This window comes from Dermacoccus nishinomiyaensis, assembly GCF_900447535.1.
Taxonomy (GTDB): domain Bacteria; phylum Actinomycetota; class Actinomycetes; order Actinomycetales; family Dermatophilaceae; genus Dermacoccus; species Dermacoccus nishinomiyaensis.
Window position 1 is genome coordinate 1,821,326 of the sequence record NZ_UFXX01000001.1, and the last position, 16,874, is coordinate 1,838,199.

Consider the following 16,874-nt stretch of genomic DNA (forward strand, 5'->3'; position numbering starts at 1 on the left):
TCAGATCAGCGAACGCCGATCAGTGCTCGTTGGGGGCAGCGCCTGGGCGCGCGGCGCCCGCGTCCTTCTTCGGCTCGGCGGCGCCGGAGACCTCGGCCTGGCCTTCCTTCGCGGCGCGCCACGGCTCGCGACCGAACTGCATGACCTCGTGCCCGCCGAACTGACCGCGCAGTGCGGCGACCGCCTGCATCTGCGGGCTGTTCTCCTGGCGCGAGGCGAAACGGCCGAACAGCGCGGCGGCGAGCACCGGCATCGGGACGGCGTTCGCGATGGCCTCCTCGAGCGTCCAGCGACCCTCACCGGAGTCGGTCGTGTACTCGGAGACGCCCTCGAGGTGCGGCGTCTCCTCGAGCGCCTTCACCATGAGGTCGAGCAGCCAGGAACGCACGACGGTGCCGCGCGTCCAGGCCTTGAAGCAGCCGTGGACGTCGGTGACGATGTCCTTCGCCTCGAGCAGCTCCCAGCCCTCGGCGTAGGCGTGCATGAGGCCGTACTCGATGCCGTTGTGGACCATCTTGGCGTAGTGACCGGCGCCGACCTCACCGGCGTGGACGAAACCCTCCTCGCGGGGGCCCTCCGGGCGCAGTGCGTCGAAGACCGGCATCATGCGCTCGACGTCGGCGTCGTCACCGCCGCACATGAGGCCGTAGCCGTTCTCCTTGCCCCAGATGCCGCCGGAGACACCGCAGTCCATGAAGTGCACGCCCGTCTTGGCGAACTGCTCGGCGTGGCCCTGGTCGTCGGACCACTTGCTGTTGCCACCGTCGATGACGAGGTCGCCCTCGGCGAGCAGGCCCTGCAGCTCGGACATGACGGAGTCGGTGATCTTGCCGGCCGGCACCATGACCCAGATGTTGCGCGGTGCGTCGAGCTTCTCGACGAGTTCGGCGAGGTCCGCGACGTCGCTGATCTCGCGATTCGTGTCGTAGCCGACGACCTCGATGCCCGCAGCCTTCATGCGATCGCGCATGTTGCCGCCCATCTTGCCGAGACCGATCAAACCAAGCTGCATGGGTCTGCTCCTTCGTGACGTTGCATGTCCGACACGCACGTCTGGAACGCGCGCATCACGAAAATTCAGGGTTCACGCTACGCCCGTCCGGGCAGGGGCGCGAACGCTGTCCGAACGGCCGTCAGTTCGCGAAACGCACCGGCATGATGAGGTAGCGGTAGCTGTCGTCGGCGTCACCGTCGATCTCGTCCTGACCGGACAGGACAGCCGGACGCGTCGGCTGGGTGAAGCCGAGGCGGACGTACTTCGTGCCGACGACGCCGAGCCCGTCGAGCAGGAACTGGGGGCTGAACGCGATCTCGAGCTCGGGGCCGTCGATCTTCGCTTCGAACGTCTCCGAGGCCTGCGCGTCCTCGCCCGTGCCGGCCTCGATGCGCACCGAATCCTCGGCGAACCGCAGACGGACGGGCATGTTGCGCTCGGCGACGAGGGAGACGCGCTTGCACGCCTCGGCGAGCTGCGCCGTCTCGACGATCGCCGTCGTGTCGACGCTCGTCGGGAACAGGCTCGTCACCTTGGGGTAGTCGCCGTCGAGCAGACGCGTCGTCATGCGACGCTGGCCGGCCTCGAAACCGGCGAGACCGGAGCCCGTCGACGCGCCGCTCAGGGAGAGCGAGACGTTGCCGGCGGCACCGAGGGACTTGGCGAGCGAGTCGAGGGTGCGCGCGGGCACGAGCGCCGCGTACTCGGCGCCCTCGTCTCCGGCGTTCCACATGACCTCGCGCATCGCGAGGCGGTAGCGGTCCGTCGCGAGCAGCGTCAGCTTGTTGCCGGAGACCTCGACGCGCACGCCGGTGAGGATCGGCAGGGTGTCACCGCGGTCGGCCGCGACGCTGACCTGCGCGACGGCCTGCGTGAAGACGTCCCCGGCGATGACGCCCGTCGGATCGGGGTTGGCGGGCAGCGTCGGGTACTCGCCCGTCGGCATGCTCTGGAGGCTGAACTTCGCGCTGCCGCACGTGACCTGCACCTTCGAGCCCTCGCTGATCAGTTCGATCGGCTTGTGCGGAAGGCTCTTCGTGATGTCGGCGAGCAGGCGGCCGAGGACGAGGACGGTGCCCGCCTCTTCAACGTCGGCGTCGACCGTCACCTTCGCGGAGACCTCGTAGTCGAACGCGGACAGCGTCAGGCCCTCGGGGCTCGCCTCGAGCAGGACACCCGCGAGCACGGGGACGGGCGGGCGCTGCGACAGACCGCGCACTGCCCAGGCCACCGCTTCGGCCAACACATCGCGTTCAACCCGGAGCTTCACGTCCACCGTCCCTCATCGTTCGTCGTCGCAGGCGAGCTGTGACCCTCGTGCGATGTCTCGTCACGTGCGGGGTGGCTTCTGCTGCGAACGAACTCCGCGTCGATGCCACAGGCACAGCTGTGCGCTCGTGAGCCTAGCTCAGGTCGTCGGCCTCGCCCAAGAGACGACGAGGGGTGCTGACGGGGGACGTCGCCGGCTCGTCGACAGTGGGGTGCGGTGTGGATACGTGGGGCGCTTTCTCGCCATGGTGAAGATGTTGGTCGTCGTCATAGGGGGTGTGGATGGTGGGGAAAACCCCTGTTCGTCCTCGTCAGCACTGGGATCTCGGGTGTGGGTGACGTGGGGATCGTTGCTGTGGATGGTGACAGCCGGTTGTGGAGAGAAAATCTTCATCCACAACCGGCTGTCGTTGCGGGGTGGGTTTTCCCCTGATCGGACGGGTTTTCCACTGCTTCATCCCCAGAAACTGTGGATAACCCCGTGGATGAGGGATGGATCACTCGCTGACGGCTGGGTGGTTGCCGTGAACCAGGAGGGAATCACATCGGTGTCGTCCACATTTCCACAGTGTTGTCCACAGGTGTGGATGAGCGCCATTCCGGGGTTCGGGGACCTTCGGATGTTCGCGGGTCGTCAGCGACCCACACCTTACCCACATGGTTGTCCCCAGATTCTGTGGACAACCATGTGGGTGGCCACCTGCGAGCTGCCGAGCGGCAGTTTGGCAGCCGTCGGGCGTTGGCTCGCGGTTCATTCACGCACTCATCGACGCGCCGCCACGTGGGCGGCCCAGAGCAACGCGCCCGATGCGACGCAGCAGAAGGCGGCGAGCGCCATCGTCACGAGGTCCGTGGCCACCAACGGTCCGATCACCCCGGCGAGAGCAGCGGCGAAGACGAGGTTGACGAAGGTGCCGGCGGAAGCCGCCGTGCCACGCGCCTGGGGAAACTCGTCGAGCTGCGCGAGCTGGAGCACCGGCAGAGCGACCGCAACCCCGAAGGCCGTCAGGGAAGGCGCGACGAGCGCCCACGGGACGTCGCTGCCCCACGGCTGCAGTGCGATGACGACGCCGACCGTGGCTGAGGCGAGGGCGAACAGCAGGCCGTACGACGCCTGACGGGCGGCGCTGAGGTGCCCGGCGGCCCGCGCGCTCAGCCAGGAGCCCGCGATCATGCACACCACCATCGGCACGAAGAACATCCAGTACTCGTTCTCGCCGAGCCCGAGCAGCCCGCCGAGGAAGAGAGGCGCGTTCGAGATGAACAAGAACTGTCCTGCGAACGCGAGCGACGCGGCCAGCGCGATGCGTAGGAACCGACCGCTGCGCAGTGCCGCCAGGAGAGCGCTCACGATGGGCCCGAGTGCGAGGGACGAGCGTTGTTCCACGGGAAGTGTTTCGGGCAGGAACCTGCTCACGCAGATGGTCATGACCACACCGAACGCGGTGAGGAACCAGAAGATCGAGCGCCAGTCGCCCACCGTCAGCAAGGCACCGCCCAGGATCGGCGCGAAGGCCGGCGCGAGTCCGAAGATCATCGACACCTGGCTCATCAGGCGTTGTGCCTCGGGGCCGGAGAAGAGGTCGCGGATCACCGCACGCGCGATGATCTGACCCGCCCCGGCCGCGAACCCCTGGAACGCGCGGAAGACGAGCAGCAGTGGCAGAGACGGCGCCAGGGCGCAGCCGACGGAGGCGAGGACATAGACACCGATCCCCACCGTCATGACGGGTTTGCGACCCACGGCGTCCGACACCGGCCCGTGGAACAGGCTCATGACGGCGAACGACAACAGGTAGACGCTGACCACCTGCTGCATCGCGGCCGGTTCCACGTGAAACTCGGCGCCCATTCGGGCGAACGCGGGCAGGGGCGCGTCGACGTTGAAGGGGCCGAACATCGACAGCCCGGCCAGCACGAGCGTGAGGACGGCGCCGGCACGACGCGTCCCTGATGTGGCGGCGTCAAGGGGAGCAGCATGCGGGGCGCGGCGCGTCGTCATCCGCGCATTGTCTCAGCGTCAGGCGCTCGCAGTGACGCTGATCATGGCGACGTACCGTGGAGTCAGTGACTGCGATGGCGGATCTGCGTCGTCAGCTCCGTGATCTGGTCGTACACGGGGCGACGCTCGCCGATGAGCTGGCGGATCTTCTTCTCCGCGTGCATGACGGTCGTGTGGTCGCGCCCACCGAAGTGCTGTCCGAGCTGTGGGAATGAGTGCTCCGTCAGCTCACGCGACAGGTACATGGCGATCTGACGCGCCATCGTCAGGTTGCGTGAGCGCGACGGGCCCTTGATGTCGTCGACCGTCACCCCGAAGTAGACGGCCGTCTCGGCGATGATGTGGCCGACGGTGATCTGCCCCGTCTCGCTCGGCACGACGTCCTTGAGGACGAACGCGGCCTTCGCCCGGTCGACCGGTTCCTTCTGCAGTGACGCATAAGCGGCGACACGGATGAGCGCGCCCTCGAGCTCACGGATGTTCGTCGAGATCTTCGAGGCGATGAGCTCGAGCACGTCATCGCCGATGTCCATGCGCTCGGCGTTGGCCTTCTTGCGCAGGATCGCGATGCGCGTCTCCAGCTCGGGCGGGTGGACGTCCGTCGTCAGCCCCGACTTGAAGCGGCTGCGCATGCGGTCGGCGAACGTCGTCAGCTTCTCCGGCGGCTGATCCGAGGTCAGCACGATCTGCTTGCCGGTGGAGTGCAGGGCGTTGAAGGTGTGGAAGAACTCCTCCTGCGTCTGCTCCTTGCCCTGCAGGAACTGGATGTCGTCGATGAGCAGGACGTCGACGTCGTCGCGGTAGCGGCGCTGGAACGTCGCGGCGCGGTCGTCACGGATCGAGTTGACGAAGTCGTTCGTGAACTCCTCGGAGCTGACGTATCGCACCCGCAGCTTCGGGTGGTAGTCGTGCACGTAGTGACCGATCGCGTGCAGCAGGTGGGTCTTGCCGAGCCCCGAGTCGCCGTGGATGAACAGGGGGTTGTAGGCCTGGCCCGGCTCCTCGGCGATGGCGATGGCGGCGGCGTGCGCGAACCGGTTGCTCTCACCGATGACGAACGTGTCGAACGTGTACTTGGGGTTGAGGCGCGGGGCCTCGGTGTCGCTCGGAGCGGCAGCGGCATCGCGCTGATAGCCCGTCGAGCGAGGCGGCAGGACGACGCCCGGGTCGGCCTTCGTCGGCCGTGGTGCGCCCTGGCCGGGCATGGTGAACCCGAGCGTTCCATCATCGGATTCGGTTGCTGCAGAGGTGTTCTCGTCGGACGCGTCACCGTCGTCGTCGAGGTCTCGCACCGCTGCCTGGAGACTCTCATCGACGCTGATGGCGACGCGCACCTGTTGGCCTAGCTGATCCGACAGTGCCTTCGCCACGGGTTCGCGCAGCGGCCCCTCGAGCATCCGCTTCGTCTGGTCGAAGGGCACGGACAGCAGCACGTTGTCACCGAGCAGCCCGACGAAGCGCGTCAGGTTGAGGTAGGCGCGATCACGCGAGCCGATGCCGTGCTTGTCCATGTCCTCCAACGCGGCGTGCCAGGTGCGCTCGTAGTCGACGGGTTCGTCGGTGGTCACGTGGCTCCTCCTGGCGCTGCGGGGGTCGCAGCCGGTCGGTCGTCGGTGCTCGAGGCCGTGATGGCGACGAGGCGTGCTGGGCGTCTCCCATAGTAGGCCCCATATCCACAGAGTTATCCACAGCCTGTGCACGGTGTGTCCTGGGGCTCATCGGGCGGTGCGCGCCAGACGAGGGGAATGTCGTTTTCTCGTCAGGCTAACGGCGTGTCGACTGGATTTGTGCGGCGGCGTGTGAATCACAGATGTGTTATTCGCGTGCGCGCGCTGTTGGGTATGGAGTGGAGGTTCGGACGTTTTGACCCTGTTGGCCCCGCATGCGTAAGCTGGATGACGATTGTCTGCGCCCCGATGACGGTGATCCACCGCCTCGATGCGTGCCGTTCCAAGGTATTTTCGCCGATGGGCAGGCCCTGTGGGCCGCCATTGCTGGTGCTGCAGGAGTGGGATGCCGAAGGTTCAAAGAGCCTGGAGCCCGTCACGTGCGGGTGGCGCGACAACCCTGACCATCAGCACGACGGCGGCGCGCGAGCGTTCGCCCTTCCCCAATGGAGTTCGACGTGAGCAAGCGCACCTTCCAGCCCAACAACCGTCGCCGCGCCAAGACGCACGGCTTCCGTCTGCGCATGCGCACCCGCGCCGGCCGCGCCATCCTGGCGAACCGCCGCGCCAAGGGTCGCAAGCAGCTTTCCGCCTGAGTTCGGCCCACGACCGGCCGTGCTCCCTGCTCAGCATCGCATTCGTGACGCAGGGCAGTACCGCGCCGTCCTGCGGGATCGACGTGCGGGGCGCGCGGGTGGCTCGCTGCTCGCCGTTCATGTGATCGACGCCGACGCGTTCGGCCTTTCACCCGAGGATCGGGTGGGGCCGCGCGTCGGTTTCGTCGTTTCAAAGGCCGTGGGCAACGCCGTCGTGCGTTCGCGGGCCAAACGCGTGCTGCGGCACGTCGCCCGGGACGCGCTGAGTGAGATCGACCCCGGGCTCGACATCGTCGTGCGCGCGAACCCGGCGATCGCCGGTGCCTCGAGCCACGACGTCGCGAGGGAGTTCGATCGGATGCTCGCCAAGGCGACGCGACGTCAGCGACCACAGGATGTTTCACGTGAAACGGATTCACGCGAACCATCGGACCGGGCGCATCAGGACGCGTCCAGGGTTCGACGATGAGTGCCGGGGTGCCTCGAGCGCCGGCCGGCGATGATGTGCCCGGCGACCACGCCGCGTCAGCCACACCGGTGCCGGACGAACAGCACGGCTGGCGCCGCGTCGTCGTGTGGCCGCTGCTCGTGGTCGTCCGTTTCTACCGTCGGTGGATCTCCCCGGCGTTGCCTGCCACGTGCCGGTTCTACCCGTCGTGCTCGACGTACGGCCTCACGGCCCTGCAGCGATTCGGCCCGATCAAGGGCACCTGGCTCACGCTCAAGCGGCTCGGCCGTTGCCATCCGTGGAACCCCGGCGGGGTCGACCACGTTCCTCAGAAGAAGACCTCCTGACGCCTGCTCGTTCGCGAGCGGCGTCGACTCACGCCCACATCATTGCGAAGGATGATTGATGGACACCCTGCTCTATCCACTCGAGTGGTTCGTCGCCGCGATCATGGTCGGCTGGCACAAGCTCTTCTCGCTCGTCGGCCTGCCCGAGGCGTCCGGCTGGACGTGGGCGCTGTCCATCGCCGGCCTCGTCATCGTGCTGCGCATCCTGCTGATCCCACTGTTCGTCAAGCAGATCCACGCGTCGCGTCGCATGCAGCTCGTGCAGCCAGAGATGCAGAAGATCCAGGCCAAGTACAAGGGCAAGAAGGATCCTGAGTCCCGCGCCAAGCAGCAGGAAGAGATGATGGAGCTGTACCGGACCACCGGTACCAACCCGCTCGGCTCGTGCCTGCCGATCCTGCTCCAGGCGCCGTTCTTCTTCGCGCTGTTCCGGGTGCTCAACAACCTGAGCAAGATCGCCGACGGGCGTCACGATGAGATCGGCTTCCTCACGAAGTCGCTCGCCGGCCAGGCAGAGAGCTCGAAGCTGTTCGGTGCGAAGCTGTCCGACACCTTCATGGGCACGGACGGCTGGGGATCGGCCAAGTGGGTCGCCATCCTGCTCATCGTCCTCATGTCGGCGACGTCGTTCATCACCCAGCATCAGCTGATGCGACGCAACATGCCGAAGGCCGCACTCGAGGGGCCGATGGCGAAGCAGCAGCAGATCATCATCTACCTGATGCCGATCTTCTTCGCGATCTCCGGTGTGAACTTCCCGATCGGTGTCCTCATCTACTGGTTCGTCACGAACGTGTGGACGATGGGCCAGCAGTGGTTTGTCATCCACCGCATGCCGACGCCCGGATCGGCCGCCGAGAAGAAGCTCGAGGAGCGCAACCGCGCCAAGGGGCGCGAGCACAAGACCGTCACGATGGACGATCTGCGCAAGGCCAACGAGGGCAAACCGAAGGGCCGCTTCGCCCAGGCCATGGAGAAGGCGCAAGAACAGGCCCGCGAACAGCAGGGCCTCAAGACGGGTGCACGCCCCGCCGGCGCATCAAAGGTCTCCATGTCGAAGAAGAAGGCGGCTGCGAGTGACGACGTCGTCGAGTCGAGCGTCGTCGAGACACCCGCGGCCACGAACCCGGTGCGCGAGAACGGCCGGGCCACCAAGGCGCCGCAGACCGGGCCGCGCAACCAGCCGAAGAAGAACACGCCGCGCTCGAAGCGCAAGAAGTGAGAGGGACGTCATCATGACCGAACAGGCACCGGGACGCTCTGGCGTCACCAACCTCGAGCGCGAAGGTGAGATCGCGGCGGACTTCCTCGAGAAGCTGCTTGACATCGCCGACCTCGACGGCGACATCGACGTCGAGGTCGAGGGAGGCCGCGCGGCCGTCTCCATCGTCGACTCCGAGGAAGGCCAGGTGCCGCGCTCCCTCGTCGGCTCCGGCGGTAAGACGCTCGACGCCCTGCAGGAACTCATGCGTCTCGCCGTCCAGGCTGAGACGGGCGAGCGCAGCCGCGCGATGCTCGACATCGCCGGCCATCGTGCCGAGCGACGAAGCGCTCTCGAGTCGAAGGCTGCTGACGCCGTCGCGGAAGCGAAGAAGACTGGCGCCAAGGTCGAGATGGAGCCGATGACCGCGTTCGAACGGAAGGTCGTGCACGATGTGGTGCTCGCCGCAGGGCTGACGTCGGAATCCGAGGGCGCCGAGCCGAACCGCTACGTCGTGGTGCTGCCCGAATGATCGTGTTTCACGTGAAACTCGAGCGTGAGACGGCAGCATGACGCAGCCCGCTCACGAGCACGACGCGAAGACGCCTGCGGCCCCGCAGGCGTCTTCGCCGCCTCCGGCACCCGACACGGCAGCAGCCTTCCTGGCTGACCGGCTGCCGCTCATGACGCGCTACGTCGACGCCCTGTGCGACACCGGCGTCAGCCACGGGCTCATGGGCCCGCGTGAGGTGCCGCGCATGTGGGAACGGCACGTCCTCAACTGCGCCGTCGTCCACCCCGGAATCGCCCGGGGGGCGCACGTTGCCGACATCGGTGCCGGCGCTGGGCTGCCCGGCCTCGTCCTCGCCATTGCCCGCCCCGACCTCACGATGACGCTCGTCGAACCTCTGCTTCGACGGACGACGTGGCTGGCCGACGTCGTCGAAGAACTCGACTTGCCGAACGTCGAGGTGGTGCGCGCCCGTGCGGACGAGTTGTGGGGGCAGCGCACGTTCGACGTCGTGACGTCACGTGCCGTGGCGCGCATCGGGGAACTGGCGCGCTGGTCGTTGCCGCTCGTGAGCCGGGGCGGCGAGATGTTCGTCCTCAAGGGCTCGAGTGCCGCCGAAGAGCGTGACGAGGACGAGGCCGTACTGCGCCGGTTGCGTGTTCGCATGGCTGAGGTGGAGACGTGGGGCGAGGGCACCGTCGAGCCACCGACGGTGACCGTCCGGCTCACCGTCGACGGCGTCGCGCCGCAACTCACGCGCAAGCAGGCCGGCACGATCGACAAGACCAAGCAGAAGCCGTCCCGCCGTCCGGATCGGCGCGCCTGAGGTTCTCTCCGGTGCCGGTGCGCCACCCCACGTGATTCCCTGTCCCCAGGTGTGACGGCAACGTCAGGCCTGGGGACAGCCGCGTTCGCCCCCTGCGCCACAGGTGACACAATGGGGTCTTGCCGTCAACGCGAATCCGAGGAGAACCGGTGACATCCACTGCCCCAGTCGGCTGGCCCACCCACAGGCCTGGCGTCGCGCACACGGGCCCGAGCCCAGAGCCCGTCGGATGGCACGGTATCTCCACCGCCGCGGCCGAGAGCCTCGGCGGTGATGCGGTCGTCACGGTGGTGAATCCGGTCGTGACGGAGCAGGCTGAGGGCCCGATCTGTGCTGACGTTTCACGTGAAACACCTCAGCCCATGATGGATCCGCAGGTCTCGGAGGTGACTGGCGAGCGCACGACGGATGCCGCTGACGAGGTCGCTGAGCCGTCGGCCGCTGACCAGGACGCCGCACCCACGGGGGAATCGGAACCCTCACCTCGCGACATGCAGGATGGCGAGGATGCCGCCCCCGCCGGCGATGCCGTTTCTGATGTGCGAGCTGCGCTCGGTTACGACATCCTGCTCGGCGGGGCGATTGTTCCCCGTGAAACATCGACCGCGACGGCTCCCGCGCCGCGCGACGCGGATGGAACCGAGCCGGTCGATGGCGTCGAGGCCGCTACCCCAACCGACGCCCGGGCCGATGACGACCGTGCTGACTCTGGTGCCGCTGACACGAAGGCCGAGGTCGCCGTCTCCGATGGCGAAGGTGTGGGGGATGCCGCCACGACGGTGACGTTGACCGGTCCCGTCGTCGACGAGGCATCGGCAGATCAGGGCACGGCCGAGGTGCCCGAGGGCACTGCGTCACAAGAGGATGTGTCGCACCGCAATTCTGCGCAGAGCGAGGGGTACGTGCCGCGTCATCATGCCGGGTCCGAGGCCACAGACGCTCCGCAGTCGCAGAGCGTCGAGGCTGATCCCGCCCTGGCTGCGCGCTCACCCCTGCCGTCGCGTCGCGCTCGCCGCCATGCCCGCCCCCGCGTTCCCAGCTTCGAACGCGCGACGGACACCGACTGGCAAGGCGTGACAGATCACGACGACCCACAGCACCCCATGGACGACGAAGGACGACGCGATGTGCTCCACGCCGAACCCGAGGCACCGTCAGCCGAGCCCAGGCCGGCGCGCGTGAGTTTCACGGGCGTCGAACAACTGCCGCGCCCGACGCACCCGCGGGTGCTCACGGTCGCGAATCAGAAGGGCGGCGTCGGGAAGACGACGACGACCGTGAACGTCGCGGCGGCGCTCGCTCAGGCGGGGCTCAAGGTTCTCGTCATCGACATCGACCCGCAGGGCAACGCTTCCACTGCTCTCGGCATCGAGCACCACTCCGACGTGCCGAGCGTCTACGACGTCATCGTCGAAGGAACGCCGATCGACGAGGTCATGGCCCAGTGCCCCGACATCCCCGGCCTGTGGTGTGCGCCGGCGACGATCGACCTCGCTGGCGCGGAGATCGAGCTCGTCTCCCTGGTCGCTCGCGAATCCCGTCTGCACCGTTCGATCAACGCGCAGTTGGCTGACTCGACCCCGGACGAGCGCTTCGACTACGTCTTCATCGACTGCCCGCCGAGCCTCGGGTTGCTCACCGTCAACGCGTTCGTCGCGGCTGACGAGGTGTTCATCCCCATCCAGTGCGAGTACTACGCGCTCGAGGGGCTGAGCCAGCTGCTCAAGAACATCGAGATGATCAAGATGCACCTCAACCCCGGGCTGCACGTCTCGACCATCCTTCTCACCATGTACGACGGGCGCACCAACCTCTCCGCGCAGGTCGCGGACGAGGTGCGCGCGCACTTCCCCGAGCAGGTGCTCGGCGCGCTCGTGCCGCGCTCGGTGCGCATCTCGGAGGCGCCGAGCCATGGCGAGACCGTCATGACGTACGACCCGACGAGCACCGGTGCGACGAGCTACCGCGATGCTGCTCGGGAGATCGCCCTGCGCGGTGCGAGCGTGCCCGAGCCTTCGGGGCGAATCGGACGATGACCGACGCCGTGACGCCCGACGGCGATCGCCGTCATGCTGCGACGTCGTACGCAGCCTTCTCATACTCATCCCGCCTGACCCACCGTGTAGGAAGTGGACCTCGATGAACGACAAGCGACGTGGACTCGGCCGTGGCCTGGGTGCGCTCATCCCCAACACCACCGAACCGACGCGGGTGACGCGCCCGACGGACGTCTTCTTCACCGACTCCAAGGCCTCGCGCACGCAGGACGGCGACGAACCCAGCGCCCCGGAGGCCCGTGCGAGCCGCTTCAGCGAGGCCCTCACGCCGCGCCCGTCGCACCAGGCGCCGCGGGGTACCGAACCCCGGACCGAATCGCGCGCCTCGACGCACCGCCGCCACGACGACCTCGCCGCGGCCGCGGCCGCCGTCACGCAGCCCGCGGGGCAGGCGCCGAGCGTTTCACGTGAAACAGAGGTGGCGAAGCTCGAAGCGCAGCCGGCACAGCGTGATGACGCGGCCGGCATTGATGACGAGAGGGACGTGACGTCGAACCTCGCGCCCGTGCCTGGTGCGTCGTTCGCCGAGATCTCGCAGTCGCTGATCCGCCCGAACCCGAAGCAGCCGCGCTCGGTGTTCGACGAGGAGCACATGGCCGAACTCGTCCACTCGATCGGCGAGATCGGGGTTCTGCAGCCCATCGTCGTGCGGCCCGTGCCGGAGGGCGACCCGGATCACGCGCAGACGCCCTACGAACTCATCATGGGTGAGCGGCGTTGGCGGGCCTCGCAGGAGGCCGGTCTCGCGACAGTGCCGGCCATCGTCCGTTCGACGACGGACGAGGATCTGCTGCGTGACGCCCTGCTCGAGAACCTGCACCGTAGCCAGCTCAACCCCCTCGAAGAAGCGGCGGCCTACGCACAGTTGCTCGAGGACTTCGGCTGCACGCACGACGAGCTTGCCACGAAGATCGGCCGCAGCCGCCCGCAGATCTCCAACACGATCCGCCTGCTCAAGCTGCCGCCGGTGGTGCAGCGTCGCGTCGCCGCGGGTGTCCTGAGTGCCGGCCACGCCCGTGCCCTGCTCGGCATGAGTGACCCCGCCGCGATGGAGCGGCTCGCCCAGCGCATCGTGGCCGAGGGCCTCTCCGTGCGCGCGACGGAGGAGATCATCGCGCTCGGCGACGACACGAAGCCGCGCAAGAGCGCTGTTCCACGTGAAACCAACCCGGATCTCGATCACTGGGCCAGCAATCTCGCCGACAAGCTCGACACCCGCGTCGGCATCACGATGGGCAAGAACAAGGGCAAGCTCACCGTCGAGTTCGCCTCCGTCGACGACCTCAACCGCATCATGGACGCTCTCGGGATCGAACGTGGCTGAGCGTCTCGACCCGAATGAGGCTCCTGAGGTCAATCATTCTGACGGCAGCTCGGCCACGGCGCAGACGCAGGACGGGCATCTGACGCGTTCCGACATCACCGACGCTCCGCTGATCGACGGCACGGATCCGCTGAGCGACAACGCTATCGACCGCCGTCGGGGCCGCACGGCGACGCCGCAGCTCGTCATCTTCTGCCTCTTCGCGCTGATCTTCGCCTACTTCGTCATCGGCGACGTCATGCACGGCGACTGGGGCATGGCGATGCTGGGCCTCGTCGTCCTCGGCATCTGCGGGGCGGCCATCAAGCGAGAGTTCGACAAGAACCGCTGAACCGCTGACGGCCGCCCCCCTTGCGTCCAAGTGCACCCGGGTGCATCTGGGCGCAAGGGGGGGGCAGCACGGGGGTAGAGACGAAAAGCCCCGGCCCACCATGTCTGGTGGGCCGGGGCTTCGTCGTCGGACGCTGCGTGCCCGACAGTGTCGTGATGCGGCTCGGTTCAGCCGAGGAACGGCTCGAGCTCGCGCAGCAGCTTCGGCTTCGGCATGGCGCCGACGATCGTCTTGACGACCTCACCGTTCTGGTAGACGTTCATCGTCGGGATGCCGGTGATGCCGTACTTCGCGGAGATCGCCGGGTTCTCGTCCGTGTTGAGCTTGTAGACGTCGATCTTGTCGGCGTTCGCCGCTGCGATCTCCTCGAGGATCGGCGCGACGGCGCGGCAGGGGCCGCACCACTCGGCCCAGAAGTCGACGAGGACGGGCTTGCTGTTCTTCAGGACGTCGGCGTCGAACGTGGCGTCCGTGGTGGGCTTGGTGGCTCCCATGATGTTCTCCTCTGTGCCGGCACCGGCGAAGCGGCACCCGTGGTCGATGGTTCTTGGTCGGTCGAAGATGATCAGCGCGCCGCGTCGGCGCCCTGAGGCTCCGCGGTGAGGGACGCGTCGGGAGCGGGCTCGCCCGCCGCGTCGAGGTGGGCGAGGAAGCGCTCGGCGTCGAGGGCTGCGGAGCAGCCCGAACCGGCGGCCGTGATGGCCTGACGGTAGGTATGGTCGACGAGGTCGCCGCACGCGAAGACGCCGTCGACGTTCGTGTGCGTCGAACGCTCCTGCGCAACGACGTAACCCTCGTCGTCGAGCTCGATCTGCCCGGTGACGAGCTCGTTGCGCGGCAGGTGGCCGATCGCGATGAACAGGCCGGTCGCGGCGAGCTCGCGCTCGTCACCGGTGACGGTGTCGCGCAGCGTCACGCCGGTCAGCTTGTCCTCGCCGTGGATGGCGACGACTTCGCTGTTCCAGGCGAATTCGATCTTGGGGTCGTTCTCGGCGCGCTCGGCCATGATCTTGGAGGCGCGAAGCTCGTCGCGCCGATGCACCATCGTCACCTTCGCGGCGAAGCGCGTGAGGAAGGTGGCTTCCTCGACAGCCGAGTCGCCGCCGCCGACGACGATGATCTCCTGGTTGCGGAAGAACGCGCCGTCGCACGTCGCGCACCACGAGACGCCGTGGCCGGAGAGGCGCTTCTCGTCGGGAAGGCCCAGTTCGCGGTATGCCGAGCCCATCGCGAGTATGACGGCCTTCGCGCGGTGGGTGACGCCCTCGCCGTCGACGACCGTCTTGACGGCACCGGTGAGATCGACGGATGTGACGTCGTCACGCACGAGCTCGGCGCCGAAGCGCTCGGCCTGCGCACGCATTTTCTCCATGAGGTCGGGGCCCATGATGCCGTCCGAGAAACCGGGGAAGTTCTCCACCTCGGTGGTGTTCATCAGGGCGCCACCAGCGGTGACGGAGCCCTCGAACACGAGCGGTTCGAGATTGGCTCGCGCCGCGTAGATGGCGGCGGTGTACCCGGCGGGGCCGGAGCCGATGATGATGAGGTTGCGCACGGCCTGGTCGCTCACGAAAGCTTCCTTCGTTGTCTTGTCACGGGCTGCCCGGGGAAGGTCTCGGCGCTGTCGCGCGCCCGCTGTCACCCTGCACAACGCACTCTAGTCGTGGGACATTCCGAGCGCATGCCGAGGCGTACCGCGGCGTCGAGCCACCGGGCTGGCGAGCAAGTCGATGCGAAACCGTCGACCCCGGCCCTCACGTCGTGACGGACGTCGGCCCCGCCTCGAGGTCGGTGGCCGTGCTGCAGGTGCGCGAGACGACCCAGGCCGTCGACGTGCGGCCCTTCACGGCGACGACGATGACGGCGGGGGTGCCGTCGTAGGTGGCGAAGTCGGCGTAGACGGCGTCGGGCTTCTCGATGACGCCCTTCGCGACGGCCTGCAGGCAGGCCTGCACGCCCTCGCCGGTGGCCAGGGGGCCCAGGGATTGCGCGTTGGCCTGCGCGGGTTCGATCGCAGGCGACTTCGACGTCCGCAGCGCCGCAGCCTGCGTCGCGAGATCCGTCGACGTGTACTTCGTCTGCGTCTGCGTGACACGCACGCGTGAGGCGTAGTTCTCCTCGGCAGGTTCCATCGACGCCTCTGCCGTGGGCTGGGCACTCGGATGGGGCTCGTCACGGTTCGTCACGAGGGTCACCGCGCCGATGGCGACGGCCGCCGCGGCGCCGAGCGCCAGCGCCGCGCGCCCGAGGGTGCGTCGGCGACGATGGCCGTCCAGGGAGGTGACGGTGGCCCCTGACGGGCTCTGCGACGCCGCCGGAGGATTCATCTGTCCTTCGGAAGCCGGGACCGCGGGGCGCTGCTGCGTTCCAGGACGCTGCGGCAGCGGCACCGCCGGGGGCACCGCGGGGCGCTCATCGCGCTGGAGATCTTCGGGCGGACGTCGCACGTCCGACAGCCTCTCGTCCGAGGGCACCCCCGCCTCACGGGACGCGCTCGTCAGCGCGTCGCGCACGCGCGTGGCGACGTCGTCGGGCATGCGGGGAGCGTCACGGGAGGCCTCCGTCCGCAGCATGGCAGCGATCTGTTGCTGCACCTCGGCCGACGCGACCGGTTTGTCGTCGGCGTGCGCGGACGCCTCCCACTCGTCGCGGAAGTTGCGGGTCATGTCAGGCCTCCTCTCATGAGCGTGGACGGGTGCTTCATTGTGTCTGACGCGCAGGCGGGCACGGTGGTTCCGTGACGTGAGCCACGTCTTCGGGATGACGCCTCGGCGTCATCGATCCGCGAGCATGCCCGCGAGGGCAGTGCGCCCCCGCGCACACCGCGACTTCACGGTGCCCTCGGCGATGCCGAGGTGCGTCGCGGCCTCGGCGACGCTGAGACCCTCCATGTCGACGAGGACGAGGCACAGGCGCTGCCCCTCGGGCAGCTGCGCAAGGGCCTGACGGACGTCGAGGCGGACGTCGGTCTGCGCATGCGCGTCCCGCGTGTCGGCGATGTCGTACTCGGGCCACTCCTGCGTCGGCTTCAGTCGGCGCAGCCGGTCGAGTGCGGTGTTGACGACGACGCGGTGCAGCCATGTCGAGAACTTCGCATCACCGCGGAACGACTCGAGGCGTCTGAACGCGGCGAGGAAACCCTCCTGCACGGCGTCCGCGGCGAGCTCCGGGTCGCGGGTCGTGCGCAGGGCGACCGCCCACATCCTGTCCTTGTAGCGCTCGAACAGCACGCCGAACGCGTCCGGGTCACCCTCACGATGAGCCTGGACGAGTTCTTCGTCGGTGCTGTCCCGAAGCACGG

At 68.0% G+C, this 16,874-nt stretch carries 17 protein-coding genes; 9 read left to right on the forward strand and 8 right to left on the reverse strand.

Annotated features, from left to right (window positions below; translation table 11 throughout):
- Window positions 1-19 precede the first annotated feature (19 nt).
- From gnd to dnaA, 4 genes are all read right to left on the reverse strand, one after another.
- Entirely contained in the window at window positions 20-1,012 is a 993-nt protein-coding gene (gene gnd, locus DYE07_RS08465) for a phosphogluconate dehydrogenase (NAD(+)-dependent, decarboxylating) (RefSeq protein WP_006944826.1), read from the reverse strand.
- A gap of 121 nt (window positions 1,013-1,133) precedes the next feature.
- Entirely contained in the window at window positions 1,134-2,264 is a 1,131-nt protein-coding gene (gene dnaN / locus DYE07_RS08470) for a DNA polymerase III subunit beta (RefSeq protein WP_040014531.1), read from the reverse strand.
- A 762-nt stretch (window positions 2,265-3,026) separates the two neighbouring features.
- The gene (locus tag DYE07_RS08475; protein WP_006944797.1) at window positions 3,027-4,265 is read right to left on the reverse strand and encodes a multidrug effflux MFS transporter; all 1,239 of its coding nucleotides are present in this window, start codon (window positions 4,263-4,265) and stop codon (window positions 3,027-3,029) included.
- Between the two features lie 62 nt (window positions 4,266-4,327).
- Window positions 4,328-5,776 carry a chromosomal replication initiator protein DnaA gene (gene dnaA / locus DYE07_RS08480; RefSeq protein WP_218564390.1) on the reverse strand — a complete coding sequence of 483 codons (1,449 nt, stop codon included), beginning with the start codon at window positions 5,774-5,776 and terminating at the stop codon, window positions 4,328-4,330.
- Window positions 5,777-6,390: 614 nt separating this feature from the next.
- Between dnaA and rpmH the strand changes: the two genes are divergently transcribed.
- The 9 genes from rpmH to DYE07_RS08530 all read left to right on the forward strand — a co-directional run bounded on the left by rpmH (window position 6,391) and on the right by DYE07_RS08530 (window position 13,573).
- On the forward strand, window positions 6,391-6,528 hold the full coding sequence (rpmH, locus tag DYE07_RS08485) for a 50S ribosomal protein L34 (RefSeq protein WP_006944663.1): 138 nt from the start codon (window positions 6,391-6,393) through the stop codon (window positions 6,526-6,528).
- 19 nt (window positions 6,529-6,547) lie between these two features.
- Window positions 6,548-6,997 (forward strand): ribonuclease P protein component, encoded by a 450-nt coding sequence (gene rnpA, locus DYE07_RS08490; protein ID WP_006944739.1) that lies wholly within the window; start codon window positions 6,548-6,550, stop codon window positions 6,995-6,997.
- Complete coding sequence (gene yidD / locus DYE07_RS08495) at window positions 6,994-7,323, forward strand: membrane protein insertion efficiency factor YidD (RefSeq protein WP_081873519.1); 330 nt, start codon at window positions 6,994-6,996, stop codon at window positions 7,321-7,323. Before rnpA ends, yidD begins: the two co-directional genes overlap by 4 nt.
- A gap of 58 nt (window positions 7,324-7,381) precedes the next feature.
- On the forward strand, window positions 7,382-8,545 hold the full coding sequence (yidC, locus tag DYE07_RS08500; RefSeq protein WP_038566267.1) for a membrane protein insertase YidC: 1,164 nt from the start codon (window positions 7,382-7,384) through the stop codon (window positions 8,543-8,545).
- Between the two features lie 13 nt (window positions 8,546-8,558).
- On the forward strand, window positions 8,559-9,056 hold the full coding sequence (locus DYE07_RS08505) for a Jag family protein (RefSeq protein ID WP_006944720.1): 498 nt from the start codon (window positions 8,559-8,561) through the stop codon (window positions 9,054-9,056).
- A 37-nt stretch (window positions 9,057-9,093) separates the two neighbouring features.
- Entirely contained in the window at window positions 9,094-9,861 is a 768-nt protein-coding gene (gene rsmG, locus DYE07_RS08510) for a 16S rRNA (guanine(527)-N(7))-methyltransferase RsmG (RefSeq protein WP_006944660.1), read from the forward strand.
- Window positions 9,862-10,964: 1,103 nt separating this feature from the next.
- Window positions 10,965-11,897: a ParA family protein gene (locus tag DYE07_RS08520; protein WP_083607247.1), complete on the forward strand. Its 933-nt coding sequence runs from the start codon at window positions 10,965-10,967 to the stop codon at window positions 11,895-11,897.
- 103 nt (window positions 11,898-12,000) lie between these two features.
- Window positions 12,001-13,242 carry a ParB/RepB/Spo0J family partition protein gene (locus DYE07_RS08525; protein ID WP_006944763.1) on the forward strand — a complete coding sequence of 414 codons (1,242 nt, stop codon included), beginning with the start codon at window positions 12,001-12,003 and terminating at the stop codon, window positions 13,240-13,242.
- On the forward strand, window positions 13,235-13,573 hold the full coding sequence (locus DYE07_RS08530; RefSeq protein ID WP_006944618.1) for a hypothetical protein: 339 nt from the start codon (window positions 13,235-13,237) through the stop codon (window positions 13,571-13,573). Before DYE07_RS08525 ends, DYE07_RS08530 begins: the two co-directional genes overlap by 8 nt.
- A 167-nt stretch (window positions 13,574-13,740) precedes the next feature.
- On the opposite strand, the gene trxA is transcribed toward DYE07_RS08530, so the two are convergent.
- From trxA to sigM, 4 genes are all read right to left on the reverse strand, one after another.
- Window positions 13,741-14,067 carry a thioredoxin gene (gene trxA / locus DYE07_RS08535; protein WP_006944697.1) on the reverse strand — a complete coding sequence of 109 codons (327 nt, stop codon included), beginning with the start codon at window positions 14,065-14,067 and terminating at the stop codon, window positions 13,741-13,743.
- A 71-nt stretch (window positions 14,068-14,138) separates the two neighbouring features.
- Window positions 14,139-15,143: a thioredoxin-disulfide reductase gene (gene trxB / locus DYE07_RS08540; protein WP_006944760.1), complete on the reverse strand. Its 1,005-nt coding sequence runs from the start codon at window positions 15,141-15,143 to the stop codon at window positions 14,139-14,141.
- Window positions 15,144-15,327: 184 nt separating this feature from the next.
- Window positions 15,328-16,239, reverse strand: coding sequence for an RsmA family anti-sigma factor (locus DYE07_RS08545; RefSeq protein WP_006944757.1), 912 nt, complete (start codon window positions 16,237-16,239; stop codon window positions 15,328-15,330).
- A 108-nt stretch (window positions 16,240-16,347) separates the two neighbouring features.
- Window positions 16,348-16,872 carry an RNA polymerase sigma factor SigM gene (sigM, locus tag DYE07_RS08550; protein ID WP_115297125.1) on the reverse strand — a complete coding sequence of 175 codons (525 nt, stop codon included), beginning with the start codon at window positions 16,870-16,872 and terminating at the stop codon, window positions 16,348-16,350.
- Between the last annotated feature and the right edge of the window lie 2 nt (window positions 16,873-16,874).

What these genes read in the sequence shown, in the direction of transcription:
- gnd (WP_006944826.1), bottom strand. Translation starts at nt 1,012, where the DNA reads ATGCAGCTTGGTTTGATCGGTCTCGGCAAGATGGGCGGCAACATGCGC.
- DYE07_RS08475 (WP_006944797.1), bottom strand. Translation starts at nt 4,265, where the DNA reads ATGACGACGCGCCGCGCCCCGCATGCTGCTCCCCTTGACGCCGCCACA.
- dnaA (WP_218564390.1), bottom strand. Translation starts at nt 5,776, where the DNA reads ATGGACAAGCACGGCATCGGCTCGCGTGATCGCGCCTACCTCAACCTG.
- yidD (WP_081873519.1), top strand. Translation starts at nt 6,994, where the DNA reads ATGAGTGCCGGGGTGCCTCGAGCGCCGGCCGGCGATGATGTGCCCGGC.
- yidC (WP_038566267.1), top strand. Translation starts at nt 7,382, where the DNA reads ATGGACACCCTGCTCTATCCACTCGAGTGGTTCGTCGCCGCGATCATG.
- DYE07_RS08505 (WP_006944720.1), top strand. Translation starts at nt 8,559, where the DNA reads ATGACCGAACAGGCACCGGGACGCTCTGGCGTCACCAACCTCGAGCGC.
- rsmG (WP_006944660.1), top strand. Translation starts at nt 9,094, where the DNA reads ATGACGCAGCCCGCTCACGAGCACGACGCGAAGACGCCTGCGGCCCCG.
- DYE07_RS08520 (WP_083607247.1), top strand. Translation starts at nt 10,965, where the DNA reads ATGGACGACGAAGGACGACGCGATGTGCTCCACGCCGAACCCGAGGCA.
- DYE07_RS08525 (WP_006944763.1), top strand. Translation starts at nt 12,001, where the DNA reads ATGAACGACAAGCGACGTGGACTCGGCCGTGGCCTGGGTGCGCTCATC.
- trxA (WP_006944697.1), bottom strand. Translation starts at nt 14,067, where the DNA reads ATGGGAGCCACCAAGCCCACCACGGACGCCACGTTCGACGCCGACGTC.
- DYE07_RS08545 (WP_006944757.1), bottom strand. Translation starts at nt 16,239, where the DNA reads ATGACCCGCAACTTCCGCGACGAGTGGGAGGCGTCCGCGCACGCCGAC.